This window comes from Antrihabitans spumae, assembly GCF_043944905.1.
GTDB classification, from domain to species: domain Bacteria; phylum Actinomycetota; class Actinomycetes; order Mycobacteriales; family Mycobacteriaceae; genus Antrihabitans; species Antrihabitans spumae.
Genome location: NZ_JBIMSN010000022.1, coordinates 14,726 through 40,849 on the forward strand (window position 1 = coordinate 14,726; position 26,124 = coordinate 40,849).

Sequence of the window (26,124 nt, forward strand, 5' to 3'; positions counted from 1 at the left end):
CCGAATGTGTCGGAGCCTGCCATTACGGTCACGTCATGGTGGGAAACGCATTCACGTACGACGACCTGGCCGATTTGGAGGAATCGGTCGGGCCGGCGACGTTTGCTCGGGGGATGATGCACGCGAAGCTGCACGAGGTGCGGCAGATGAGGTGGTATCCGAAGGACCAGGCGCTCGACGGAATCATCGAAGGCAGCGTCGGCGATTACTACGAGGCCACGGCCTTGTTCGACTTGGAGCACGGCGGCGGATTCGTCGAAGGCAACTGCACGTGCCCGGTCGAATTCGATTGCAAGCATGTGGTCGCGCTCGTTATCGCCGCGATGCCGCAGAATCGCGAACCCAAACCGCAGCCTGTGGCCCCGCCGCCCAAACCGACGTGGGAGCAATCGCTGTCGGCCCTGCTGCCGACCGCGACGCCGAAATCCAACGAGGTCCACACCGCGACCAATCAGCTCGCCATCGAACTGACGCTGACCCCGCCGCCACCGACCGCGGCGTCGAAAGCGCGTCCCACCCTTCGGATCAAACCCGTGAAGCCGGGCAGCAAAGGGTGGATTAGCGGCGGCTTGACGTGGACGTCCGTGAGCCAGATGCATGCAGCATCCGGGCATCCCCACGACCAAATCCGGCTGCTTCGCGAGTTCTACGCGGTGTTTCAGTCGCAGACCGGTCGCGTGTCGTACTACCGCCACGAGGAGAAGGACTTCGACCTCGCCCTGTTCGACAGTCCGCGACTCTGGCCGCTGCTCGACGAGGCCGTGCGACGCGGCATCAAACTCATCAACGGTCGACGCGACATCGGGCCGAAACCCTACGGCGAGGCCGAGTTCTGCCTCGACGTCACCGAAACCGCGTCCGGCGACTTGATTGTGGTGCCGGTGGTGCGGATCGACGACGAACCTGTGAGCTCGCTGGCCATCGCATTCATCGGCGAGACAGCGCACGGGGTTTTCACCACCGACCATGCCAACCGCGTGCGATTGGCGAAACTGACAAAGCCGGTCGCACGGCACCTGCAGCAGATGGTCGTCGAATCGCACGGACTCGAAATTCCGGCATCCGAGAAGGATCGCTTCGTCACCGAGTACTTCCCCGCGCTACAACGCCAAGCGACGATCCTGTCGTCCAACGGAAGCTTCACTCCCCCAGTGGTATCCGAACCGACACTGGCACTGCTCGCGAGCTACGGCGAAGGCCACAACCTCACCGTCGACTGGGAATGGGCCTACACAGTCGGCGACCACGAAATGCGCGCACCACTCGACCCGCGAGGCGGTGGTGCGTCCTACCGAGATCTCGAGCGCGAGCGTGACATCCTCCTGGATCTCGACCTACCGATCGAGCAGTACGACGACGGACCTGGCCACAAGCAAACCGCCCTGTCGAATCGCACCGTCCTCGGCGGGATCGACACGATGCGCTTCACCACCGAAGTACTACCGTTGTATGCCGACCGTGACGGCCTGCGCATCGAGGTCGACGGCACCCCGGCCGACTATCGCGAAGCCGGCGACAGCCTCCGCATCGGGCTCAGCACGTCGGCCACCTCGAAGAGCAACGACTGGTTCGACCTCGGCGTCACGATCTCCGTCGAAGGCCAAGAGGTTCCGTTCGCCGACGTCTTCACCGCCCTCGCCAACGACCTGACACACCTACTGCTGCCGAGCGGCGCGTACTTCTCGCTGGAAAAGCCTGAGCTGCAGTCACTTCGAGAACTGATCGAGGAAGCCCGCGGGCTGCAGGACAATCCGAACGGCCCGCTGCGCCTGAGCCGCTATCAGGCCGGGCTGTGGGACGAGTTCGCCCAACTGGGCGTCATCGAGAGCCAAGCCTGGGAATGGCGGTCGCAGGTCGACGGTCTGCTGAAGCTGCCCGGCCTCGCTCCGATTGCACCACCCCGCAGCCTCAACGCCGAATTGCGCCCCTACCAGCTTGACGGCTTCACCTGGCTGGCCTTCCTGTGGCAGCACAAGCTTGGCGGCATCCTCGCTGACGACATGGGCCTCGGCAAAACGATTCAGTCGCTGGCCTTGATCTGCCATGCGCGACAAACTGATCCGGACGCGCCGCCCTTCTTGATCATCGCGCCGACGAGTGTGGTGCCGAACTGGGCAGCCGAATCTCGGCGCTTCGCACCAGGTTTGAAGATCGCCGCGATCGACAAGGCCATCAAAGCCTCCGACATGGCACGACTCGGCAACGCCGACGTGGTCATCACCTCCTACACCCGCTTCCGGCTCGACTTCGACACCTACTCGGCGATGAGTTGGTCGGCGCTGATCCTCGACGAGGCGCAGTTCGTCAAAAATCACCAGTCGAAGGCCTACCAATGCGTCCGCAAACTGGAGACGCCGTTCAAGCTGGCGATCACCGGCACGCCGATGGAGAACAACCTGATGGAGCTGTGGTCGCTGCTGTCGATCACCGCGCCTGGCCTGTTCCCGAACATCAAGAAGTTCGGCGACTACTACCGCAAGCCGATCGAAAACCAAGGCGACGCAGAACTTCTCACCCAACTGCGACGCCGGATCAAACCGCTACTCCTGCGCCGAACCAAAGACCAAGTGGCAGCGGACTTGCCGGCCAAGCAGGAGCAGGTCCTCGAACTCGAACTGAATCCACGCCACCGCAAGATCTACCAAACCCACCTGCAACGCGAACGCCAGAAGATCCTCGGCCTGATCAGCGACATGGACAAAAACCGCTTCACGATCTTCCGGTCGTTGACGATGCTGCGCCAGCTGAGCCTGCACGCGGGACTCGTCGAAGACGAGCACGAAGGTGTGCCGTCCGCCAAAATCGAAGCATTGACCGAGCAACTGCACGACGTGATCGACGGCGGTCACCGCGCACTGATCTTCAGTCAGTTCACGTCGTTCCTGTCGAAGGTCCGCGACCGACTCGATGCCGAAGGAATCACCTACGCCTACCTCGACGGATCCACGAAAGATCGCGGCGCAGTCGTCGAGCAGTTCAAAAGCGGTGCGGCACCGGTGTTCTTGATCAGCCTCAAAGCCGGCGGATTCGGACTCAACCTCACCGAAGCCGACTACGTCTTCCTGCTCGACCCGTGGTGGAACCCGGCGACCGAAGCGCAAGCCATCGACCGCACCCACCGAATCGGCCAAACCCGTAGCGTCATGGTGTACCGGCTCATCGCCAAAGACACCATCGAGGAAAAGGTTATGGCACTCAAAGCGAAGAAGGCCGAACTCTTCGCCAGCGTCATGGACGCCGACACCATGCTCAGCACAGCCATGACCGCCGACGACATCAAGAGCCTCTTCGAATGACCTCTCCACCCCAACGCTGGACCAAAGAACAGATCACCGCACTTGTACCCGACCCCAAAGCTGTCGCGCTGGCACGACGGCTCGGACCGAGCTTGTCGAAGACCGGCCACCACGCGAACGCACTATGGGGACTGTGCCAAGGCAGTGGGCTGAAGCCGTACCAAACGATCGTCGACCTCTCGGGTCCCGCGTTCGAATGCTCGTGCCCAAGCCGGAAGTTCCCGTGCAAACACGCATTGAGTTTGCTGATCTCCTGGTCCGAAGATGCTGTCCCCGAAGCGGATTCGATCGCCGACTTCGCGGAAGTCTGGATCGAGTCCCGCGCCGAACGCGAGGGCGTCAAAGCACAAGCCCCCGCAAGCCCGAAGACCGCGAACCCGGCAACTGCGGAACTCCGGGTCAAACAGGTCACCATCGGTCTCGAAGAACTCGACACCTGGATCGCCGACCAAGTGCGAACCGGTCTGGCACAGACCGACCGCTCCTACACAGCCTTCGAAGCAGCGGCTGCTCGGATGGTCGACTCCAAAGCACCCGGCATCGCGTCGACGCTGCGACGACTCCCGTATGCCCTTGCCACGCGTAAAGATTGGCCCCAACGGCTGCTCGGCGAATACGCGCAACTCCACCTGCTCGTCCAAGCTCACCGTCACCTCGGCGAACTGTCTGACCCGTTGCAGGCGACGGTCCGATCGCACATCGGCTACCCCGTCGCCGCTGATTCCGTCCTGGCCGAACGTCCGGTCCGCGGTCGCTGGATGGTGTTGGGCATCAAGGTAACCGAAGAGAACAGCCTGTTCAGTCGCAAGGTGTGGCTGCGCGAACGCGAAAGCAACAGCTGGGCAGTACTTCTCGACTTCTCCCACGGCACACCGAACTTTCCGACCGATCTGCCGCCGCTCGGATCGCTGATCGACGCCGACCTCCACTACTACCCTGGTGCCGCGTCCCTACGCGCCAAACTCGGTGAGCGACACAGTAAACCCGAGCCCTTTACAACACTCCCGGCCACAGGCATCGAAGAAGCACTCGACGACTACGCAGCCGCCATCGGACGCGACCCGTGGCTGCGCTCGTGGCCGGTCTGCCTGAAAGACGTGATCCCTACCTTCTCCGGCGACGAGTGGCACGTCATCGACCACACCGGCCGAGCCATCGCGATTTCGACACCACTCGACGAACCGCCGCCGTGGACGCTGCTCGGCTTCTCCGGCGGCTACCCCGTGACGATCATCGGCGAATGGACCAACGACGGCATCCGTGTCATCTCCGCATTCTCCGGCGGTCGTGTGGTGGTGATGTGAACGACGATCTGGTCGCCGCCGCCCTCCTCGGAACCGCCCGCAGGACACCGACCTTCGACACCCTCGAACCAGTTCCACGCGGTGTGGTCGAGCAACTGTCCACCGACGACGCTGCCGCTTCATTGTTGGAGGCGGCAGCACTCGAACGAGCCTACGAGCGTGGTGGCGTCACCTCGACAACCGCGACGCCGCCAACCGTGTGTGACGACGATCCGCGCTACCAACTACCCGCCGCAGCAGTCGCGCGGTTCTGCGATCTCGCAGCAGCCAACTCACGCATCATCGACGAATGGCTGGTCGAAGCCCTAGGACGCAACTACCGCGCACCCGACGAGCTTGTCGCCCTTGTCCTTCGGTACGCCAAGGCGAGCACGAACAACCAGACCTACCGCGACCGACTCGTCCAGCTCGCGAGCATTCGCGGTCAGTGGCTCGCCGCCCAGAATCCGGAATGGTCGGATTTCACGAGCTACACACTGGCCGACCTGCAGGTCTGGAACTACGGCACCCTCCGAGAACGAGCCAAGTGGCTCACCGATGTCCGCCGGCAAGACCCCGACGCCGCGCTCGAGCAACTCACGAAGACCTGGCCGCAGGAGCCCGGACCCGCACGCTTCCAGCTGATCGGCTCACTCCTGCCGCAGCTCAACAACAACGACACCGATTTCCTCGAACAGGCCCTCGACGATGGACGCCAAGAGGTTCGAACTGTGGCCGCGGCGATGCTCGCCAAGCTCCCGGATTCGCCTCTCTCGCAGCGGATGTCCGACCGCATCCGCGACTGGGTCTACTTCGACGAGAACAACGCGCTCAGCGCAAAGGTTCCCGACGAACTCGACGACGCAGCCATTCGCGATGGCATCGGCGACCGCTCGGTCAGCGCCGCGAACGATCCGATGACCTGGTTCGGCCGAGTCGTCAGAGCGACGCCGCTCGCGGTCTGGGAACAGCTGCTCGGACCGCCGGCAACCGCAGTGACCTCCGCCATCGACGAACGCTGGAAACTACGCATCAATGTCGGCTGGGCCGACGCCGCGAAGGCACAACACAACGCCGAATGGGCCGAAGCGCTGCTACGACGGGCGGGCGTGAAAGACACGGACCTCATCAAGGTCATGCCCGCTGACGCCGTCGCGGACTGGGTCCTTGCCGACCCACGACCGCTGCTCGACTACTCGACGTTCGTGCTCGACGCTCTCCCACACCCGTGGCCACGCGAATTTGCCATCCGGGCTCTGGAATTGTTGATGCAGATGGATCCCGTTGCGACCCGCCCCGACGACAAGGCCTTCCGCCGGCAGCTACACACGCACGCGCTGGCACACCTGCCGATCGACCTGCTCGGTGCTGTGCGCGGAGCCGCTGACCGAGCCGTCGACGGCGGCACCGCACGCCGGATGAACCAGATCGCGTTCCACCTCATACAACGCAAGACGATGCTCGAGGAGCTGCAGTGATCGAACAGGCGGAGACAGGACCAGCAGTGACGACACCAGCCGCGACCGAACCAGACCAATCAGCGCTGCTACGCCCACACGCCGAACAGGCTTTCGCCGAAGAACTGTCAGCCCTCGACCGCACCGACGACCGTCCCCGACCCCCGTCGTGGCGACTCTCACCCTGGGCCGTGGTGACCTATCTTCTCGGCGGGACGCTGAACGACGGCACGGTGATCACGCCCAAGTACGTGGGTCCGCGCAGGCTGGTCGAGGTTGCCGTGGCGACACTCGCGACGGACCGTGCGCTGCTCCTGCTCGGCGTACCCGGTACCGCCAAAACCTGGGTATCCGAGCATCTTTCGGCTGCGATCAGCGGTAGTTCGACCCTGCTCGTGCAAGGCACCGCAGGCACAGCCGAGGAGTCGATCCGCTACGGCTGGAACTACGCACGCCTGCTCGCAGAAGGTCCGACCGCGGGTGCGCTCGTGCCGTCGCCCGTCCTGACCGCCATGGAGACCGGCACCATTGCGCGCGTCGAAGAACTCACCCGCATCCCCGCCGACGTGCAGGACGCGTTGATCACCATCCTGTCGGAGAAGACCCTCCCGATCCCCGAGCTGGCAACGGAAGTGCAAGCGGTCAAGGGATTCAACGTCATCGCCACCGCAAACGACCGCGACCGTGGTGTCAACGAACTCTCGTCCGCCCTGCGTCGCCGTTTCAACACCGTCGTGCTGCCGCTACCTGCCAGCGAGGAGGAAGAAGTCGGGATCGTCACCCGTCGCGTCGAGCAACTCGGCCACGCACTCGAATTGCCGCCGGTTCCCGCTGCAGCAGAAGAGATTCGGCGCGTGGTCCGGGTGTTCCGCGAACTACGTTCCGGGGCAACCGAAGACGGCCGAACCAAGCTCAAATCGCCGTCCGGCACACTCTCGACCGCCGAAGCCATCTCGGTGATCACCAGTGGCGCAGCCCTTGCCGCTCACTTCGGCGACGGCACCCTGCGTGCTGCCGACGTCGCCGCCGGCATCCTCGGCTCGGTCCTCAAAGATCCCGTCGCCGACGCCGTGGTGTGGAACGAATACCTCGAAGCCGTTGTGCGCGAACGGGAAGGCTGGGCCGACTTCTACCGCGCCTGCCGCGAGGTGAGCGGATGACGGTAACCCTGGAGTCACCAAACGTAAAGATCGCCACCGAAACCCGCGTCTACGGCATCCGCCACCACGGCCCTGGTTCTGCGCGGTCGCTTCGTGCTGCCCTGGACGAGTTCGTGCCCGACGCAATTCTCATCGAAGGCCCCTCCGACGCCGACCCCCTGGTTGCGCTTGCAGCGTCCGAGTACATGCATCCCCCGGTTGCGCTGCTCGCGTATTCGACTGCGGCGCCGTCCAATGCGGCGTTCTGGCCGTTCGCTGTCTTCTCCCCCGAATGGCAGGCGATCACGTGGGCCGCCGCGCACAACGTGACCGCCACCTTCTGTGATCTCCCTGCGTCGCAGACCATCGGTGTGAAGCCCGCCGAGGACGAGAAGCGAGAACAGGGCGACCCACTCGTCCGCCTCGCCGCGGCTGCCGGTTACGACGACGCCGAACGCTGGTGGGACGCCATCGTCGAATCCACCTCCGACGCAGAGTCGTTCGACGCAATCACCGAGGCAATGGCGTCTCTGCGAGAGACGTCGTACATCGACAGCCGAACGCTGCAGCGCGAGGCGTACATGCGCCAAACTCTGCGAAAAGCCATCAAAGCAGGCTCCCAGAGAATCGCTGTCGTGTGCGGCGCGTGGCATGCACCAGCGCTCACTGGTCCACTTGGCCCCGCAACCGCAGACGCCCGCCTCCTCAAAGGCCTGCCCAAGACCAAGACCTCGCTCACCTGGGTGCCGTGGACTCATTCACGGCTGGCAAGCCGATCGGGCTACGGCGCCGGAATCACCTCGCCCGGTTGGTATCACCATCTCTTCACCGAGACCGAACACCCGATCGTCCGCTGGCTCACCAAGGTCGCGCGGGTGCTGCGCGCCGAAGACCTGCCCGTGTCGAGCGCGCATGTCATCGAATCGGTGCGCCTGACGGAAACGCTCGCGGCGATGCGATCTCGTCCGCTGGCGGGGCTGTCGGAGGTCACCGAGGCAACGCGAGCGGTGTTGTGCGACGGCGACGACGTGCTGTTGGCGCTGATCACGAACAAGCTGGTTGTCGGCGAGAAGCTCGGCATGGTGCCCGACGAGACACCGACCGTCCCCCTCGACGCCGACCTCCGTGCTCGCGCACGAACCCTGCGTCTCAAACAAACTCCATCGGCAACGAAGCTCGATCTCGACCTTCGTAAACCGAACGACCTCGCCAAATCACAACTGCTGCATCGGCTCCTGCTGATCGGCATCGACTGGGGCACCATCACCGACAGCGAGGTTCGCAGCACCGGTACCTTCCGCGAAACGTGGACGCTCGAATGGCAGCCAGAGTTCTCCGTGTCCGTCGTCGAAGCCGCGATGTGGGGAACGACCGTCGAAGCCGCAGCAGAAGCAAAGATCCTCGATCGGGCAGGAAAAGACGACACCACACTCGGCGAGCTCACGAATCTCCTCGAACGCGCCCTCATCGCGGACCTCGCAGACGTGCTCCCCCAGCTGCTGACGATCGTCGAAACGGCAGCGGCGCTCGACCACGACGTCGCGCACCTGCTTGCCGCCGTCCCACCGCTAACCCGCACGACGCGTTACGGCGACGTCCGCGGAACCGACACTGCCGCAATAACTCACGTGGCCGACAGTCTGCTCGTCCGCATCTGCGCCGGCCTCGGCTCGGCCGTCGGCAACCTCGACGACGACAGCGCTTCCACACTTCGCACGCTCATCGACGACACCCACGCTTCAGTGATGACCCGCGACGACGCGACGACGTCCGACCGCTGGATGACGACGCTGGAATCCATCAGCCACCGCAGCGACGTGCACGGTCTGCTGGTCGGTCGCATCGTTCGACTCCTGCGCGACGCCGGGCGAATCAGCGAATCCGACTCGGCCACAAGACTTTCCCACGCACTGTCGATCGGCGCCGAACCCGCCGCGAAAGCCGCGTGGGTCGAAGGCTTCCTCGCCGGCGGCGGACTACTGCTTGTGCACGACCGCGAACTCCTACGCCTACTCGACGACTGGCTCGCCTCCCTCGGTGGCCAAGACTTCATCGACGCCCTCCCATTGCTGCGTCGCACGTTCGGTTCGTTCGAGACCGGTGAGCGGCACGCGATCGGGCAGGCGGTGCGCAGTCCGGGAACGACGCAACGTAATTCGGTCCAACAGGTCGACCCCGAACGCGGTCGCATCGCCATGGCTGCGGTCGCGCAGATCTTGGGATTCTCGCAATGACCGAACTGCCAGACGACTACGAACGCCTCCGCCGCTGGCGCCTGGCGCTCGGCAAGGCAGCGGACGAAGGTCTCGGCGGACTCTCCGGCCGCGACGACCGCGCAATGGACGGCGCCCTCGCGGCGCTGTACGACTCCGATTCCGAAAGCTCGGCATCGGACAGCAAACGCAAAGCCGGCGGCCTCGGCAGCTCGGCACCGCGGGTGTCGCGGTGGCTCGGCGACATTCGCACGTACTTCCCGAACAGCGTCGTGCAGGTGATGCAGAAGGACGCGATCGAGCGTCTCAACCTCACCCAATTGCTACTGGAACCCGAGCTGCTCGAAGCCGTCGAACCTGATGTGCACCTGGTCGGAACGCTGCTGAGCCTCAATCGGGTGATGCCCGAAACCACGAAGGCAACCGCGCGCATGGTCGTCGAGAAGGTGGTGCGCGACATCGAGCGACGGATCGCGTCGAAGACCACGGCTGCCGTCACCGGCGTCATCAATAGAGCGACCAGAACGTCACGGCCGAAGCTGCGTGACGTCGACTGGGATCGCACGATTCGAAAGAACCTCGGCCACTACCTGCCCGAGCACAAGACCGTGGTGCCGGAACGACTGGTCGGCTACGGCCGCCGAGCGCAAGCCGTGCACCGCGACGTGGTACTCGCGATCGATCAATCCGGATCGATGGCGTCGAGCGTCGTTTACGCCTCGGTGTTCGGTGCGGTCCTCGCGTCGATGCGCTCGCTCAAGACGTCGCTCGTCGTCTTCGATACGGCTGTCGTGGATTTGACGGACAAGTTGGAAGATCCTGTCGACGTCCTCTTCGGTACTCAACTCGGCGGCGGCACCGACATAAATCGGGCGATCGCCTACAGCCAATCGTTGATCACGAGGCCGACCGAATCGTTGTTCGTGCTGATCTCCGACCTCTACGAAGGCGGGGTCCGCGAGCAGATGCTGAGGCGGATCGGCTCGATGAAGGAGTCGGGGGTTCAAGTTGTGGTGTTGCTCGCGCTGTCCGACGACGGCGCACCGTCGTTCGATCACGACAACGCGAGCGCACTTGCAGCGCTTGGTATTCCAGCATTCGCCTGCACACCCGATCAGTTCCCCGAGTTGCTCGCCGTGGCGCTCGACAAGGGAGACCTGATCAGATGGGCAAACTCTAATCAGCGCTGAAGAATCAGCGAACCTTCTCGGGAATCGTGTCGATCGCATGCAGGATCTGCACCGCGACCTTCGCTGCGGCCTTCTTGTCGAGCTTGGTGTTGGAGGTCAAGGCCTCCGAGACCAGGTGTACGCGTTCTTCGTAGCGTGAGCGGGTCGTTGTGGCGGTGGCAGTCGGAGTACTCATTTGTTTTCCTTTTTCGGTTGTGGGGTCGGCTTGTTCTGCGAACAGATGCAGGAACGATCGAGTGAACGCGCAGCGACTGCGGAGCAGTACCTGGCTGCGATCGCATCGTGGGATTCCCAGGTGTGCGGACAGGTTTCGCACATGAGGGACGTCGAATCCGAATCGAGTGTGGCATCGGACGATGCAGATGACTCTACTCCGGTCATGACTCCACCAATTCTGTGTAGGGATGCGGAAAATCTGCTGATCTGTGCTGGAACGCGAGGATGGCGGGGTTCTGAATCACGCCGTCACGGATCTCGATCGAGCGACTGACGGTTTGGTTCTTGCCCCACGCATCCGGACCATCGAGAACGGTCCGCAGGTACGGCAGCAGGGCTTCGCTGATCTCCCAGCTCGCCGAGTTCCACAGATAGGACGGACTGTGGTCGACGCCGTAGTAGGTGATGTGTTTACCGACGGTGAAGGTCGGCTCGGTGAACGTCGTCGGACGCGCCCAACTGAACCCCATCCCCTCGTCGCACGACACGTCGACGATCAGGCTGCCCGGCGGAAATATGTCGGCGTCCTCGTCGATCAGGAACGTCAAAGGCGCTGCGGTGTCTTGCAATACGCAGTTGACGACGATGTCGTGCTCGGCCAGGAAGCCGGCCAGCGGGACACGGCCATCTTCGGTCAGTGCATGGCTTCGTCGTGGGTCGCCCGGGTTGTCGACATCGTGATCGAACTGCACCATCTGGGCGGAGTGAATCGGCGACGCGACGGCGGCGATCCCGCGTTGGGTCAGGATCTCGACATCGTGCACACCATGCGCGCTCAGAGCAGTCACAGCGCCACGTGCGGTGGCACCGAACCCGATGACAACCGCGCGCAGCCGACGGCCATAGTTGCCGGTCGACCCGGCCAGCGCCATCGCATGAAACACCGAGCAGTAGCCGGCCAACTCGTTGTTCTTGTGGAAGACATGCAATTTGAACGAGCCGTCGGAACGCCAATGATTCATCGCCTCGAACGCGACGAGCGTCAACATCCGGTCGATCGCAATTTGGGTGAGCTTCTCGTCCTGCACACAATGGGGCCACCCCCACAGCACCTGGCCCTCGCGGAGTTCTTCGAGATCTTCGGCCAACGGCTTGGCAAGCAAGATGACCTCGCAGTCGGCAAGCAACTGTTCACGCGACCGCATGCCGCCGACGAACGGTGCCAACTGCTCGTCGGTCAGTCCGAAATCGTCGCCGTAGCCGTGTTCGAGGAAAACGCTGGAGCGCAGGTCGTCGTCGATCCGGTCGAGGTGTGACGGATGAATCGGCACCCGATGCTCGTTTTCCTTCCGCGTTCGCGAAAGAACTCCGAGTTTGAGATGGTGCACACGTACTCCTCTGTTTGAAGTTTTGGGGCGGCCCGATCTCTCGAGGCGGCAGATAATTGCTAGCGCCGGAACCGCTTTCGCTCGGCAATCGCGGTGCGCAAACCACGTCGTCCAGCCGTCGGCCCCGCTGGGTGCTGCAGGGTAGGCGCCGACGTTCTGAACTTGCGCTCCGATGCCGTCTCCGGTGCGTCGTCGCACGTCGCGATCAACATGCTGTCCGGTAGGGCGAGTTTGTGAATCGTGCGCAGGGTCAGGAAGTACTGCTTCGCAAGCGATCCCGTCGTATACGGCAGGTCGTACTTGTCGCACAAAGCGCGCACGCGAACGGCAATCTCGGCGTACCGAACGCTGGGCAGATCGGGGAAGAGGTGGTGCTCGATCTGGTAGCAGAGGTTGCCGCTCATAAACGCCATTGCTTTGCCTGCGTCGAAGTTGGCGGTACCGAGCATCTGCCGCAGGTACCAGTCGGCTCGCGTCTCGTCGTCGAGGTCGGTCAGCGTGAATTTCTCTGCGCCATCAGGGAAGTGACCGCAGAAGATCACGACGTACGCCCACACGTTCCGCATCAGGTTCGCGACCGCGTTGGCACCGAGGGTCCGGAGCCAGCGTCGGCCGGACAGCGCGGGGAACAGCACGTAGTCCTTGCCGAGTTGCCTACCGATCTTGCGCAGGAACATCTTCTTCTCGGCCTGCTTGCCCGACTCGTCGGCGGCCCGATCCTGTTCGGAATACAGATCGTGCAGGGCGATCCCCCACTCGAATGTCGCCGCCAGCAACAGGTTTCGGATAGGTTGGAGCAAATGCTGCGGTTCCCACTTGTCATCGCGGGTGACCCGCATAATGCCGAAGCCGATGTCTTCGTCCATACCGAGGACGTTGGTGTAGACGTGATGGCGATAGTTGTGCGAGTACTTCCACTGGGCGGACAGCCCGGCCATGTCCCACTCCCACGAATTGGAATGGACCTCTGGATCGTTCATCCAGTTCCATTGGCCGTGGCAGATGTTGTGGCCGAGTTCCATGTTCTCGATGCTTTTCGCAACGGCGAGACCGACGGTCCCCAGCATGGTCGTCAGCGGTCCCCGGCTACCGAAGATCACCAGTCGCGACGTCACGTCGAGGAGTCGTTGCGCGGCAATCGTGCGGTAGAGGTAGCGCGCGTCGCGTTCGCCGAGTGATTCCTCGATATCGCGGCGGATCTCGTCGAGTTCCTTGCCGAGGGCTTCGACGTCGGCCTCGGTGAGATGTGCGTATTCGCGTACTTCAGAGATGGCCACGGAGACCTCCGCAGCACGGGCGGACAACGGACACGTCTACAAACGAATTTTGGTCGTACATAATGCTTTCGATCGGTTTGGTGGGTCCGCAGGTACATGCAGACGGGCGAATCGGGTGTCACGCAGGGGCCGGAGTGTTGGGGGTGTTCTGTCAGTGGAAATCACCGACTCGACGGGTCCAGGTCGAGGTGTGACGAAGCACGATTCGACGGCGCCAACCGGAACTCCTCGCCGGCTACGGCCTCACCATCAATCGACAGCCGCGCTTGCCGTCCGGCCGCGCATGACTATCGGTGACCTCAGCCTACCCGTATTCGGGGCGCAGTAACCTCGTGAAGTGCCCCGCACCGTGACCGCCACCATCAGGCGCGCCTCGCTGGCTGCCCTCGTGTGCGCGGCGGTCGGGTCAGGCGCGCTGACCGGATGCGACTCCACCCGCCCGGACCAGCCGAAAGAGGCCCCACCGCTGGCCGATCCCACACGCTCGGGCCCGGGTGCCTTCTACAGCGAATGCGGGTTCGTGAACGACGAGGCGGTCGTCGCAATCACCGGGTTGCCAACCTTGCAACCCATCGCGCGGAACGGCATCAAGTGCCGCTGGGAGGCGGCGGGCGGGCATCCGTACGCCATGTTCGTCTGGTTCCGGGGCAGCCCGATCGACAGGGAACGGCTCGGCTCGGAGGCCAGTGGACGCATCGTCACCTATCTCAAGATCGACGGCCGACGCGCCTACATGTCGCGGGACCCGGCCGATCAATTCTGCGAAGTCGGTATCCAGGACAACGACGATTTTGTGTACTGGCTTGTCGATTTCACCGCTGCCGACCGACCCACCGACGTCTGCGCGCCCGTTCTTGCCCTCGCGAATTTGACGATGGAGAAAGCGTCGTGAACCTTCGGTCAGGGAGTCGCTGGATGATTGCCGTCGCGGCGACGTTCGTTCTCGTCGGCTGCGGCACGACCGTGACCGGCAAGCCGAGCGCGGCAGGCGGACCGTCGCCGTCGACCCAGTTCGACAAACTTCTCCACGAGTGCGACGCCGTCTCCGACGAGGAGATCGCCTCGACCCTCGGCGGCAACGCCATCGACCGCTACTTTCTCGGCGCGATCTGCATGTGGGACGTGAGCGTTCCAAGCGGTCGGGTCGACGTGACGTTCGCATGGTTCGAGAACAACACGCTCGCGCACGAGCGCGACATCGCCGGCCAACTGCGCTACGAGGTCACAGACGTCAAGATCAAGGGCGCTTCCGCATTTCAGGCGTTGCGACCTGGCAGTCCGGCGGCGTGCGGCGTCACGGTCAACTATTCGGGTGTGATCACGTGGTGGGTACAGTCTGTCGGCGTCGCCAACGGGCCGGACCCCTGCGAGGCCGCGCGCGAACTCGCGGAGCTCACAATGAACAGGAATCTGTGACTACCCGGCGGTAACTTAGATCGTCGAGAAGCGTTCGGCCGCAACGTTACTCGCTGGTACGGGTAAATCGCGCAGAGAGAGGCAAATTTCACTCTGCGTAAATGCGTCCGCGAAACACGGACCGCTGCTTGATCTTTCGGAATCTTACGATCCAGCGATGCAGACACGCCGGGATGCCGACTTGGCGGGTCGGTGTTCGATGCTGCAACCTTGAGTGGACTGCAACGACGCTTGCGGGTCCTGTCGGCGATCCCGGCCGGACCCGTCGAACATCGCTGAATAGACACGTCGACGCGGAATCATCCCGCATATGCCGCCTGCTGAGGCATGCTGCAAGAACGAACCTTCGACACCGGACGATAGAGAGATATGTTCACTCGAATTGCTGTAGTCAACAGGGGCGAAGCCGCCGTACGCCTGATCAGGGCCGTCCGGGAGCTGAATGCAGAGCACAACTACGACATAGCCACGATCGCTCTGCACACAGAAGCCGAACGTCGCGCGATGTTCGTCCGGCAAGCCGACGAATCGGTGACCCTGCGGTCGAACGGGACGACGAGCCCCTACCTCGACCATGCGGAACTCGGACGCGCGCTCAAGCAGGCCAATGCGGACGCCGTATGGGTCGGCTGGGGCTTCGTCGCAGAAGACCCCAACTTCGCCGACCTCTGCGAGAAGCTCGGCATCACCTTCATCGGGCCGCCCGCCTCGGCGATGCGTCTGCTCGGCGACAAGGTCGAAGCGAAGATCCTGGCCGAGAAGGTCGGCGTTCCGGTCGCACCATGGAGTGGTGGCGCCGTCGAAACCCGATCCGACGCGCGTAGGCACGCTCAGGCCATCGGCTACCCCCTCATCATCAAGGCTCGCAGCGGAGGTGGTGGCCGCGGCATCCGCAAGGTCTACGCCGAAGACGAACTCGAGCTTGCCCTCGAACGCACCCAGGGTGAAGCAGAGCGCTCGTTCGGCGACCCCGTCGTCTTCCTCGAACGCCTCGTCACCGACGCACGCCACGTCGAGGTCCAGGTCATCGCCGACAACCACGGCAACGTCTGGGCACCCGGTGTGCGCGACTGCTCGATCCAGCGCAAGAACCAGAAGGTCATCGAAGAGTCCAGCTCGCCCCTGCTCACCAAGGAGCAGGCCGACCACCTCCGCTTCGCATCGAGCGAACTTGTGCACGCCGCCGGCTACCGCGGCGCGGGCACGGTCGAGTACCTCTACCAGCCCGATCAGAAGCTCTTCACGTTCCTCGAAGTGAACACCCGCCTGCAGGTCGAGCACCCGATCACCGAGGCAACCACCGGCCTCGACCTGGTCAAACTGCAGATCATGGTCGCCAACGGCCACCGCCTCGAAGGGGACTGCCCTGCCGAATTCGGGCACGCCGTCGAAGCGCGGCTCAACGCCGAGGACGCCGACAACGGGTTCGCGCCCGCACCCGGAACGGTCCGGCTGCTCAAGTTCCCCCTCGGCTCCGGTCTGCGCGTCGACACCGGTATCGCACAGGGCGACGTCATCCCGCCCGACTACGACTCGATGGTCGCCAAGGTCATCGCATGGGGTCAGGACCGCTCCGAGGCGCTCGCACGACTCCGCACTGCGCTGCGCGAGACGACGGTCGTCCTCGACGGCGGCACGACGACCAAGTCGTTCCTCCTCGACCTGCTCGACCGGCCCGAAGTCATCTCGGCATCCGCCGACACCGGCTGGCTCGACCGCACCGGCGCAGGCACCAGCGACGGCCCGACTCGCGTCGCCGACATCGCACTCATCGCCGCGGCCATCGACACTTACGACGCCGAAGAGACCCACGAACGCGCGGCGTTCCTGCACTCGGCACGGGGTGGGCGTCCGCGTGCGACCCACGCCATCGGCCGCGCCGTCGAACTCTCCTACCAGGGTCAGGCGTATCAGCTGACCGTCGGCCAGATCGGTCCGCACCGCTACCGCGTCGAGACCGAGGGCGGCGAGTTCGAGGTCGACGTCGATCGCCACGGCAAGTACGAGAGCCGCATCGTCGTCGGCGGCAAGCGCTATCACGTCGTCTCCGTCGCGGGTCCCGCGCACTACCTCGTCGAGGTCAACGGCATCAGCCATCAGATCAGCCAGGACGAGGCAGGCGTCGTTCGCGCACCAGCGCCCGCCGTCGTGGTCGCCGTTCCAGTGGCCCCCGGTGACGAGGTTCAGGCAGGCGCGACGCTCGTCGTGCTCGAGGCGATGAAGATGGAAACCGCGGTTCGCGCACCGTTTGCTGGACGGGTCCGCGAAGTGCTCGCAGTCGTCAACTCACAGATCGATGCCGGCGCTCCGCTGCTGCGCGTCGACCCCGTCGACGACGGTGCCGCCGTCTCCACGTCGCCGCGAGTGGAGTTCGCGAAAGAAGCCTCGACCATCGACAGCGACGCCCGCGCGGAAGCGACGGCGCGCCTCGATGCGCTGCGAGCCGTGCTCACCGGCTTCGACGTCGGCGGCGCGCGTGCCCGCGAACTGCTGCGTGAATACGACACGCTGCGGTCGTCGTTGACGGCTGCCGACCGTACGGTCGACGCCGAACTCGACCTGTTGACGACCTTCGCCGACATCTGCGAACTGTCGCGCAACCGGCCGTCGACCGACGAAGAGGAATACGCACACGAGCAGGCTCACAGCCCGCGCGAGCATTTCCACTCGTACCTGTTGTCACTTGATTGCGACGTGCAAGGCCTGCCGGACTCGTTCCGCGACAGACTCTCCCGCGCGCTCAGCCACTACGACATCATCGACCTCGAACACGGTCCGCTGCTCGAAGAAGCGGTCTACCGCCTCTTCCTCGCACTGCAGCGCATCGAGAACCAGGTCCCCGTGATCGTGGGCCTGCTCGAACGCTGGCTCACCGATGCGGCACCGGCACCCAAGGCTGGTCCGGCTCTTGCCGAGGTGCTCGATCGCCTGATCGAGGCCACCCAGGTCCGCTACCCGGTCATCGGTGACGTCGCAAGGAACCTGCGCTTCCGGTTCTTCGACGAGCCGTCGATCCGCGAGATTCGCAACCGCGCCTACGACAACGTCCGCGGCAACCTGCAGTACCTCGCCGAACGTCCAGATTCCGTCGACTACGGCGATCGGGTCCGGGCACTCGCGGCAACTCCGGAACCGCTGATCGGTCTGCTCGCACAGCGCATCGCAGACCCGGGCGCGCTGCTCGAAGTGATCACGCGGCAGTACTACCTGATCCACGTCCTCGGTGACGTCAAGGCGTTCACCCGCGATGGCCGCACCGTCGTGACCGGAACGTTCGATCAGGCCGGTGAACGCGTCGACCTGATTTCGATCAGCACCACGATCGAAGACTTCGCGGGCACCCTCGACATCGTCGACGAACTTGCCGGGTCCAAGACCGACGACCTTGCCGTCGACCTCTACATGTCGTGGCCGACAGCGCCTGAAGGCGACGAACTGTCCGAGGCCTTGCGTGAGGTACTCGAGAAGCACCCGAAGGCGCGGACGTGGCGTCGAGCGACCGTCACCGTGTTCGGCCCGAAGGAGTCGATCCAGCTGATCACGTTGCGCGGCAACGAATCCGGCTTGGTCGAGGATCGCATCATCCGCGACATGCATCCGCTGACCGGTCAGCGCTTCGACTTCTGGCGCCTCAAGCACTTCGACGGCACCCGCCTGCCGTCGGCTGCAGATACGCACCTGTATCAGCTCGACGCCAAAGAGAATCCGGCCGACAAGCGGCTCATCGCCTTCGCCGAAATCCGCGAGGAGACGGTCCAGCGCGACCCGGCAGGCAACATCGTTGCATTGCCCGCGATCGAGCGTGCGCTGTCGGCTTGTATGGACGGCATCCGGCGCGAGCAGGCCAAGCGCGGCTCGAACAGGTTGGACAACAACCGTGTTGCGCTCTACATCTGGCCCGTCATCAACGAGCCGATGGAGCAGCTCACCGCCATCGCGCAGTACATCGCGCCGCTGACGGTCGGCGCAGGCCTCGAAGAGGTAACCCTGCTCGCACTGCTGCAGGAACAGCCGAACGAAGCACCACGTGAAGTGGCACTGCGCTTTTCGTACCGTTCGGGCGCCGGCGTCTTCATCAAGGCAACCGAGCCGCCGACCGAACCGCTGCAGCCGCTCGACGGTTACACGCAGAAGGTGCTGCGGTCACGCGCCCGTGGCACGGTCTACCCGTACGAGATCATTCCGCTGCTCACCGGCGAGGACGGCACGTTCACCGAGTACGACTTCGACAGCACCGGACGCCTCGCACCCGTCGAAAGGCCTTACGGCACAAACAAAGCGGGCCTGATCGTCGGTATCGTCACCACCCCGACGCTGCGGTACCCCGAGGGTATGACCCGCGTCGCGCTGTTCGGTGATCCGACGAAAGCACTCGGTACCGTTGCCGAGGCCGAGTGCTCCCGCGTCGTGGCCGCGCTCGACCTGGCCGAGGAACTCGACATTCCGCTCGAATGGTTCACGTTGTCCTCCGGCGCAACGATTTCCATGGACAGCGGCACCGAGAACATGGACTGGGTCTCCCGCGCTCTGCGCCGGATCATCACGTTCACGCAGGACGGTCGTGAGATCAACATCGTCGTCGCGGGTATCAACGTTGGCGCACAGCCGTACTGGAATGCCGAAGCGACGATGCTCACCCACACCAAGGGCATTCTCGTGATGACGCCGGACAGTGCCATGGTGCTGACCGGTAAGCAGTCGCTCGACTACTCGGGCGGCGTCTCGGCCGAAGACAACTTCGGTATCGGTGGCTACGACCGCGTCATGGGTCCGAACGGCGAAGCGCAGTACTGGGCGCCGAACCTCAACGCCGCCTGCGACATTCTGTTCGCGCACTACGAGCACTCCTACACCGCGCCCGGCGAACGTTTCCCCCGTCGCGCCCATACCAAGGACCCCGTCAACCGCGACGTCCGTGGTTACCCGCACGTGCACCCGTCGAGCGACTTCACCACCGTCGGCGACATCTTCTCCTCCGTCACCAACCCGGAACGTAAGAAGCCCTTCGACATTCGGACCGTCATGCGTGCCGTCGTCGATCAGGACCACACGGTCCTCGAGCGGTGGGCGGACATGGCGGGCGCGGAGACGTCGGTTGTGTTCGACGCGCACCTCGCGGGCATCCCGGCAACGGTGATCGGCATCGAGTCACGGACCATCCCGCGTAAGGGTTGGTTCCCGGCGGACGGTCCCGATCTGTGGACCTCGGGCACGCTGTTCCCGAACTCGTCGAAGAAGACGGCGCGAGCGATCAACGCGGCCAGCGGAAATCGTCCTCTGGTCGTTCTCGCCAACCTGTCCGGCTTCGACGGCTCGCCGGAATCGCTGCGCAACATCCAGCTCGAATACGGCGCCGAGATCGGACGGGCGATCGTCAACTTCGACGGTCCGATCGTGTTCTGCGTGATCTCGCGCTACCACGGCGGCGCGTTCGTCGTGTTCTCCGGAGCGCTCAACGACAACATGGAAGTACTCGCCGTCGAGGGGTCGTTCGCCTCGGTGATCGGTGGCGCTCCCGCTGCCGCAGTGGTGTTCTCGCGTGAGGTCAATACCCGCACCGCGGCAGATCCGTCGGTCAAGGAGTTGGAAGAGCAGCTTGCAACGGCGACCGACGACGCCGAGCGTGCACACCTTCGCGTCGAACTTGCCGCGGCGCGCAGTGCGGTTCGGTCCGACAAGCTCGGTGAGGTCGCGCAGGAATTCGAAGCGGTCCACAACATCGATCGCGCACTGCAGGTCGGGTCGGTGCATTCGATCGTTCCGGCTGCGGAGCTGAGGTCGAGCATCATCGCCGCCGTCGAGCGAGGGATGGCGAGAACATAGGGCGCTACGCGCCTCGTGAGTCCTTTCGGAGGGCGGGCCCTCCGAAAGGACTCACGACCGGCGTGCTCGCTTTGGCGTTTCTGGTGGGCTGCGGCGGCGGTGGCGATGATGCCGCTGCTGGTGCATCCGTGCAGGAATCAGCCGGTAACGCAACAGAGTTCGGCGCCTTCTACGGCGAGTGTGGGTCCATCGATACCGCTGCCGTGGTTCAGGTCACCGGCTACAGCGGACTGGAACTCGTCGCGAACAACGGCATCAAGTGTCGCTGGGAGACGCCGACCGGCTCGCCGTACGTCATGTTCACCTGGTTCCGCGGCAGCCCGTTCGAACGCGAACGTGAGGTCGCGATCAGGTCGGGCAAGATCGTCGAAGACATCGAGATCGACGGTCATCGAGCGTTCACGTCCGCGGCCGACGGCATCTGTCAGGTCGGCATCGCAGACGGCGCGGACTTCATTCACTGGCTGGTCAGGACCGACACAACCGGCGTTGCGGCGGCGTCGTGTGACACGGCAAAAGGCCTAGCCGCAAAAAGCGTTGGCGGCTAGAGATCGTGAGTCCTTTCGGAGGGCCCGCCCACCAAAAGGACTCACGAGCGGCGGAGCCGCCTATTCGGCCAGAGCTTCCAGCGGCTTGGTTCGGGCAGCGCGAACAGCCGGCCACAGCGCCGCCAAGACACCGACCACCGCGGACCCGACCAGCATCGCGACCACCTGACCCCACGGCACCGCGATCTCGCCGAGGCCTTGGTCCCGCAGCGTTCTGATGAACCCCGTTCCGAGCCCGATGCCGAGCAGCACGCCGACGATCGCACCGAACACCGCGATCAGCACCGACTCGAGATAGATCGTCCGGCGAACCTGGCTGCGCGCCATACCAACTGCGCGCAACATACCTATCTCACGACGCCGTTCGACGACCGACAATGCCAAGGTGTTGATGATGCCGAGGATCGCAATCACGATCGCCAACGCGAGCAATCCGTACAACACGGCGAGCAGCGTGTCGATCTGCTTGCCCTGCTCCCCCTTGAACTGCTCCCGATCCTGAACGGAGACCACGACGAACTGGTCCGTCGCATCCTCCAGCTCGGTGCGTAGCGTCTCCTGATCGACGCCGGACTTCGACTTCACCAGCACGAGGAAATCGGCGCGCAGATTGTCCGGTGTGATCTTCTGATACATCGCATCCGAGACGATCCAGTTGCCGAGCAACTGCGAATCCTCGAAGATGCCCGTCACCCGAACGGGGTGCGGCTCGTTGTCGAAGCTCGTCAAAGTGACTGTGTCACCGAGCTTCCAGCCTTTGTCGTTCGATTCGGTTTCCGACACCAGCATGCCGTCGTCGGCGAGGTCCTTGTTGCCCTCGACCATCGTCATCGCGAGAACGGAATCCGGCGGGCTGCTGAAGGCGACGCCGTTGCCTGCACTCTCGTCACCAACCTTGGCGAGAACGAATCGCAGCGAAACCGCCTGCTCCACATCACCTATCGCGCGCACCGCATCGCCTGCCGGAGTCGGGACGCCGATCATCTGCGGACCCGTGAGGACGAAGTCGGCCTTCACACCCTTGTCGACCAGAGTGTCGACGCTGGCCTTCGCCGATGCTCCGAACATGCCGATCGCCGAGACGAGCATCAAACCGAGGGTCAACGCGAAAGCCGTTGCGGCAGTGCGGCGCGGGTTGCGCACCGCGTTGTTGCGAGCCAACCGCCCGACCGAGCCGAACGGTTTCGTGAAGACCGCACCGAGTGCACCGACGATCGGACGCGACAGCGCCGGCGCTGCGAGCAGCACCGCAAAGACAAGGGCGACAGCTCCGAGACCGACAGTCGACGCCGCCGGACCACCCGTCCCCTGCGCGCCGATCACGACGGCTGCGACGCCGATGGCGGCGAGCACCGCACCGATTATCGTTCTGAGCCGCAACGAATCTCCGGTCGACGCGAACTCTTCGCGCATCGCTTCGACCGGCGGAATCTTCGCCGCTCGACGGGCCGGGGCGTAGGCGCTGACCACGGTCACCACAACGCCGACGACAAGTGCGACGACGATGGTCCGCGGCTCGAGTCGCAGCGCACCCGTCGGCAGTCCGAGGTCGAACACGTTGAGCAGCGATCGAAGTCCGTACGCCAGACCGACACCGGACGCCAGACCCAGTGCGCTGCCGACAACGCCGACGATCAACGCCTCGAACACGACAGACCGACCGACCTGCGCCCGACTCGCGCCGATCGCGCGTAGCAGCGCCAGTTCGCGAAGGCGTTGCGCGACGATCATCGAGAAGGTGTTGTAGATGATGAAAGTGCCGACCAGCAGCGCGATTCCACCGAAGGCGAGCAAGAAGTAGTTGATGAAGCTCAGCGCTTCGTTGATCTGGCCCTTCAGTTCTTCGCGAACCTCATCACCGTTTTGTACCTTCAGATCAGGAAACGCTGCCTGGATGCGGTCACGTAACTCGTTCTGCGACAGACCGGTTCCGGCGACATCGACGTACGCGACGTGCTGACCGTCTGTGAAGAGTTCACGCGCCTGCGTATCGTCGAACAGTGCGCCGATGAACCCACCGCCGTCCGTCGACGTCGAATAGATGCCGGTCAACGTGACGTCGTACAGACCGCGTGACGGGACCAGCAGTTTGGTCTTGTCCCCTACCTCCAGGTTTCCTTTCGCCGCCGCACCTTCGTTGAGCGCGAACTCGCCCGGCTTCGACGGCGGTACACCGGAGGTGAACGTCTCCGCCTGTTCGAGAGCTTTGTCCGGCGGCAGGTACGAGGCACCGATACTCGGCGCGCCGCCGGTCTGCAAGGCCTTGTTGTCCTTGTCCAGCAACACGATCGAACCGTTGACGCTCGGGGCGACGGTCCTTACTCCATCGATAGCGGCGATCTTGTCGACATCGGCCAGGGGCACTCCGCTGGAGCGAACATCTTCGGGGCTGACGCGCACGTCCACGCCGACCGCGATATCGGAGAACAGACCGTCGAACGTCTTCGACAAGGTATCGGTGAAGACGAACGATCCTGCGACGAAGGCGGTTCCGAGAACTACCGACAGCAGCGTGAGTGCGAGTCGAACCTTGTGTGCCGCCAGATTGCGCAGCGAGACCTTGCGCATCGGTGACGATGCGATTGCAGACGCTTTCATTTTCTCAGACCGTTTCCAGCGACTTCATCCGGTCGAGCACGGATTCGGCTGTGGGATCGCGCAACTCGTCGACGATGTGTCCGTCGGCAAGGAACACGACGCGGTCGGCGTGTGCGGCCGCCCGCGGATCGTGGGTGACGATCACAACCGTCTGACCGAATTCGTCCACCGACGCCCGCAGGATCGACAACACCTCCCCCGAGGAGCGGGAATCGAGGTTGCCCGTCGGTTCGTCGCCGAAGATGATCTCCGGCCGAGCAGCCAACGCGCGGGCGCAGGCGACACGCTGCTGCTGTCCGCCGGACAGTTCACCGGGACGGTGACTCAGCCGGTCGAGCAGTCCGAGCCTGCCGATGACGGTGTCGAGCCATTCCTTGTCGGGTTTGCGTCCCGCGATGTCGAGCGGCAGCGTGATGTTCTCCAGCGCCGTCAACGTCGGGACCAGATTGAACGCCTGGAACACGAAGCCGATTCGGTCGCGTCGCAACATCGTCATCTGCTTGTCCGACAGTGACATCAATTCGGTGTCACCGATAAGCACCGACCCCGAGGTCGCGTTGTCCAGCCCCGCGAGGCAGTGCATGAGCGTCGATTTGCCGGACCCGGACGGACCCATGATCGCGGTGAACTCGCCGCGCACGAAGTCGGCAGACACCCCGTCGAGCGCACGCACCTGGGTGTCACCACTGCCGTAGGTCTTGACCACGTCGATTGCCCGCGCCGCTATCGCGTTGGTTGCGGGGCCGCTCTCGGTGTCGGTGTCGGTGCTTCGCACATCGGTGGACCTGGCATTGGAGGGCATGGTCGCCTTTCGGGTTCTCGATCAGGATCTGCCAACCATCCTGTCCGTTTCCGGCGGATGGCGCTATCGGGGAAGACCCTGATCGAGTCCACTATTCGCACATCAGCACTGGGTCGGTGCCGGTTCCCCTCGGAAACGTGCCTCGATGTAGTTCCAAGCCTGCGGGAATCCGAGTGCGGCACAGGTCATGTGCTCGGAGATGTCGTACGGCGCGAAGAGCAGATTGGCACCGTTGTCGCAGTATCTGCGCGCGACATCGGCGACGGCGTCGTACGGCGTCAAGCCGTCGTAGATGCCGTGCCAGATCATGATCGGGACGGTCGGCACGTCACGGAAGTACCGCAGGCTGTTCTCGCGCAGCACCGACATTGCCGCCGAACTTGTCATCAGGTCGCGGCGCGCGGCCAACTGTTCGGCACTCCTGAACAGACCGTGGAAGATCAGGAAGCGCCTGCACTCGTTGGCCATAAAGGATCGCAGAAACAGGCCGTTGTCGTTGAGTTGACTGGTGATCGGCAAGCGGTCGGGGTACTCGCGCTCGAGACCCATCGCAGCCGCGAAGGCCAGACCGAATCCCGGGTGCGGCGCGAAACCGAGGCCGCGTGCCATTTGTTCGAGATCGGCCGGGATGCCGCCCGCGACGACGCCGTCGATCTTCAACTCCGGAGCGTAGGTCGGCTGCATTGCCGCGGCCCACGCGCTCGCCATACCGCCACCCGAGTAGCCGGCAAGAACGACGGGAACGTTCGACAGACCGAGTTCGCTGACCTGCTTGACCGCGCGAACGCTGTCGAGCGTGACCATGCCGCCGAGCTTGGCGGCACCGTATGCGCCCGTCGGTCCGAGGTGGTCGGGCACCGAGATCGCCCAGCCACGCCCGGTCGGCAGGTACATGCCGGGCGCATCGTTGAGTTCGGCATTGAAGAGCGAACGCGACGGATTGCACTTCACGCCAAGCGAATTGATGATGGCCTGGTAGGAGACGAGCGGTGGATTCTTCACACCGATCGGCATAAGGACCGTCGTCATGCCCATGATCGGGTTGCCCGCGGAGTTCGTCGACCGGAAGGCGACGTGGTAGCCCTCGGTGCCCGCGTACCAGAAGGTGTCGATCCTGCGCACCCGGACGACGTCACCGGGCTTGAAGTTTCCGATGTCCGCCGGAGCATGGAAAAACGGATCAGGATCCTGGTCCGGATACAGCGGCTCGGCACTAGCTCCCGGGCTCATAAATCCTGCGATGAGAATGCCCACCATCGCTGCCAACAAAAACTTCATGCCACGCCTGATCAAAGTCCCGCTCCCTTAATTCCCAACCCTGTAACGCCTCATCGTCAGGACGCGCTGACTTTATATGACCGTGACCTCGTTCACACCATGGACGAGTCAAAGTGGGGTAAAAGCTGAGCAACTTCGAGATGACGGCGTGAAATTCGGAGCCTGTCGGAGGGCACCGATACCCTGATTCGCATGCGATTAGCCCGGATCTTTCACGCGGGGCGCGTGCTGGCCTGAGCGGTTCGGGTTGATGGTTTCGA

General features: G+C 63.9%; 17 protein-coding genes. 10 read left to right on the top strand and 7 right to left on the bottom strand.

Annotation, left to right across the window (positions count from 1 at the left end):
• Positions 1 to 35 precede the first annotated feature (35 nt).
• From ACHIRB_RS05085 to ACHIRB_RS05110, 6 genes are read left to right on the top strand one after another with little or no spacing between them, the layout of a single operon-like run.
• Positions 36 to 3,296, top strand: a complete 3,261-nt coding sequence (locus ACHIRB_RS05085) for a DEAD/DEAH box helicase (protein ID WP_395125869.1) — start codon at positions 36 to 38, stop codon at positions 3,294 to 3,296.
• Positions 3,293 to 4,600 carry an SWIM zinc finger family protein gene (locus ACHIRB_RS05090; protein ID WP_395125870.1) on the top strand — a complete coding sequence of 436 codons (1,308 nt, stop codon included), beginning with the start codon at positions 3,293 to 3,295 and terminating at the stop codon, positions 4,598 to 4,600. The genes ACHIRB_RS05085 and ACHIRB_RS05090 overlap by 4 nt, the downstream gene beginning before the upstream one ends.
• Positions 4,597 to 6,057, top strand: a complete 1,461-nt coding sequence (locus ACHIRB_RS05095) for a DUF5691 domain-containing protein (protein ID WP_395125871.1) — start codon at positions 4,597 to 4,599, stop codon at positions 6,055 to 6,057. Before ACHIRB_RS05090 ends, ACHIRB_RS05095 begins: the two co-directional genes overlap by 4 nt.
• 26 nt (positions 6,058 to 6,083) lie before the next feature.
• Entirely contained in the window at positions 6,084 to 7,196 is a 1,113-nt protein-coding gene (locus tag ACHIRB_RS05100; protein WP_395125878.1) for an ATP-binding protein, read from the top strand.
• Positions 7,193 to 9,409, top strand: coding sequence for a DUF5682 family protein (locus ACHIRB_RS05105; RefSeq protein ID WP_395125872.1), 2,217 nt, complete (start codon positions 7,193 to 7,195; stop codon positions 9,407 to 9,409). Before ACHIRB_RS05100 ends, ACHIRB_RS05105 begins: the two co-directional genes overlap by 4 nt.
• Before the next feature lie 5 nt (positions 9,410 to 9,414).
• A complete protein-coding gene (locus tag ACHIRB_RS05110) occupies positions 9,415 to 10,578 on the top strand; it encodes a VWA domain-containing protein (RefSeq protein WP_395125879.1) in 1,164 nt (387 codons plus the stop codon).
• 4 nt (positions 10,579 to 10,582) lie between these two features.
• On the opposite strand, the gene ACHIRB_RS05115 is transcribed toward ACHIRB_RS05110, so the two are convergent.
• From ACHIRB_RS05115 to ACHIRB_RS05130, 4 genes are read right to left on the bottom strand one after another with little or no spacing between them, the layout of a single operon-like run.
• The gene (locus ACHIRB_RS05115; RefSeq protein ID WP_395125873.1) at positions 10,583 to 10,753 is read right to left on the bottom strand and encodes a DUF6307 family protein; all 171 of its coding nucleotides are present in this window, start codon (positions 10,751 to 10,753) and stop codon (positions 10,583 to 10,585) included.
• Entirely contained in the window at positions 10,750 to 10,959 is a 210-nt protein-coding gene (locus ACHIRB_RS05120) for an RGCVC family protein (protein ID WP_395125874.1), read from the bottom strand. The genes ACHIRB_RS05115 and ACHIRB_RS05120 overlap by 4 nt, the downstream gene beginning before the upstream one ends.
• Entirely contained in the window at positions 10,956 to 12,122 is a 1,167-nt protein-coding gene (locus ACHIRB_RS05125) for a N(5)-(carboxyethyl)ornithine synthase (protein WP_395125875.1), read from the bottom strand. The genes ACHIRB_RS05120 and ACHIRB_RS05125 overlap by 4 nt, the downstream gene beginning before the upstream one ends.
• Before the next feature lie 59 nt (positions 12,123 to 12,181).
• The gene (locus ACHIRB_RS05130; RefSeq protein ID WP_395119437.1) at positions 12,182 to 13,399 is read right to left on the bottom strand and encodes a fatty acid desaturase family protein; all 1,218 of its coding nucleotides are present in this window, start codon (positions 13,397 to 13,399) and stop codon (positions 12,182 to 12,184) included.
• A gap of 337 nt (positions 13,400 to 13,736) precedes the next feature.
• Here ACHIRB_RS05130 and ACHIRB_RS05135 point away from each other — a divergent pair, with 337 nt between their 5' ends.
• From ACHIRB_RS05135 to ACHIRB_RS05150, 4 genes are all read left to right on the top strand, one after another.
• On the top strand, positions 13,737 to 14,291 hold the full coding sequence (locus ACHIRB_RS05135) for a DUF3558 domain-containing protein (protein WP_395125876.1): 555 nt from the start codon (positions 13,737 to 13,739) through the stop codon (positions 14,289 to 14,291).
• Between the two features lie 23 nt (positions 14,292 to 14,314).
• On the top strand, positions 14,315 to 14,815 hold the full coding sequence (locus ACHIRB_RS05140; RefSeq protein WP_395119433.1) for a DUF3558 domain-containing protein: 501 nt from the start codon (positions 14,315 to 14,317) through the stop codon (positions 14,813 to 14,815).
• 369 nt (positions 14,816 to 15,184) lie between these two features.
• Positions 15,185 to 20,638: an ATP-binding protein gene (locus ACHIRB_RS05145; RefSeq protein WP_395125877.1), complete on the top strand. Its 5,454-nt coding sequence runs from the start codon at positions 15,185 to 15,187 to the stop codon at positions 20,636 to 20,638.
• Positions 20,639 to 20,700: 62 nt separating this feature from the next.
• On the top strand, positions 20,701 to 21,186 hold the full coding sequence (locus tag ACHIRB_RS05150; RefSeq protein ID WP_395119429.1) for a DUF3558 domain-containing protein: 486 nt from the start codon (positions 20,701 to 20,703) through the stop codon (positions 21,184 to 21,186).
• Positions 21,187 to 21,246: 60 nt separating this feature from the next.
• On the opposite strand, the gene ACHIRB_RS05155 is transcribed toward ACHIRB_RS05150, so the two are convergent.
• The 3 genes from ACHIRB_RS05155 to ACHIRB_RS05165 form a co-directional block, all read right to left on the bottom strand.
• Positions 21,247 to 23,754: an ABC transporter permease gene (locus ACHIRB_RS05155; RefSeq protein ID WP_395119518.1), complete on the bottom strand. Its 2,508-nt coding sequence runs from the start codon at positions 23,752 to 23,754 to the stop codon at positions 21,247 to 21,249.
• A 34-nt stretch (positions 23,755 to 23,788) separates the two neighbouring features.
• Positions 23,789 to 24,586 carry an ABC transporter ATP-binding protein gene (locus ACHIRB_RS05160; RefSeq protein ID WP_395119427.1) on the bottom strand — a complete coding sequence of 266 codons (798 nt, stop codon included), beginning with the start codon at positions 24,584 to 24,586 and terminating at the stop codon, positions 23,789 to 23,791.
• A 102-nt stretch (positions 24,587 to 24,688) separates the two neighbouring features.
• Complete coding sequence (locus ACHIRB_RS05165) at positions 24,689 to 25,864, bottom strand: lipase family protein (protein ID WP_395119425.1); 1,176 nt, start codon at positions 25,862 to 25,864, stop codon at positions 24,689 to 24,691.
• Between the last annotated feature and the right edge of the window lie 260 nt (positions 25,865 to 26,124).

Bases quoted from the DNA above. Each gene is read 5' to 3' on its own strand.
- ACHIRB_RS05090 (WP_395125870.1), top strand. From the start codon at position 3,293: ATGACCTCTCCACCCCAACGCTGGACCAAAGAACAGATCACCGCACTT.
- ACHIRB_RS05145 (WP_395125877.1), top strand. From the start codon at position 15,185: ATGTTCACTCGAATTGCTGTAGTCAACAGGGGCGAAGCCGCCGTACGC.
- ACHIRB_RS05160 (WP_395119427.1), bottom strand. From the start codon at position 24,586: ATGCCCTCCAATGCCAGGTCCACCGATGTGCGAAGCACCGACACCGAC.
- ACHIRB_RS05085 (WP_395125869.1), top strand. From the start codon at position 36: ATGGTGGGAAACGCATTCACGTACGACGACCTGGCCGATTTGGAGGAA.
- ACHIRB_RS05115 (WP_395125873.1), bottom strand. From the start codon at position 10,753: ATGAGTACTCCGACTGCCACCGCCACAACGACCCGCTCACGCTACGAA.
- ACHIRB_RS05105 (WP_395125872.1), top strand. From the start codon at position 7,193: ATGACGGTAACCCTGGAGTCACCAAACGTAAAGATCGCCACCGAAACC.
- ACHIRB_RS05155 (WP_395119518.1), bottom strand. From the start codon at position 23,754: ATGCGCAAGGTCTCGCTGCGCAATCTGGCGGCACACAAGGTTCGACTC.
- ACHIRB_RS05165 (WP_395119425.1), bottom strand. From the start codon at position 25,864: ATGAAGTTTTTGTTGGCAGCGATGGTGGGCATTCTCATCGCAGGATTT.
- ACHIRB_RS05140 (WP_395119433.1), top strand. From the start codon at position 14,315: ATGATTGCCGTCGCGGCGACGTTCGTTCTCGTCGGCTGCGGCACGACC.
- ACHIRB_RS05120 (WP_395125874.1), bottom strand. From the start codon at position 10,959: ATGACCGGAGTAGAGTCATCTGCATCGTCCGATGCCACACTCGATTCG.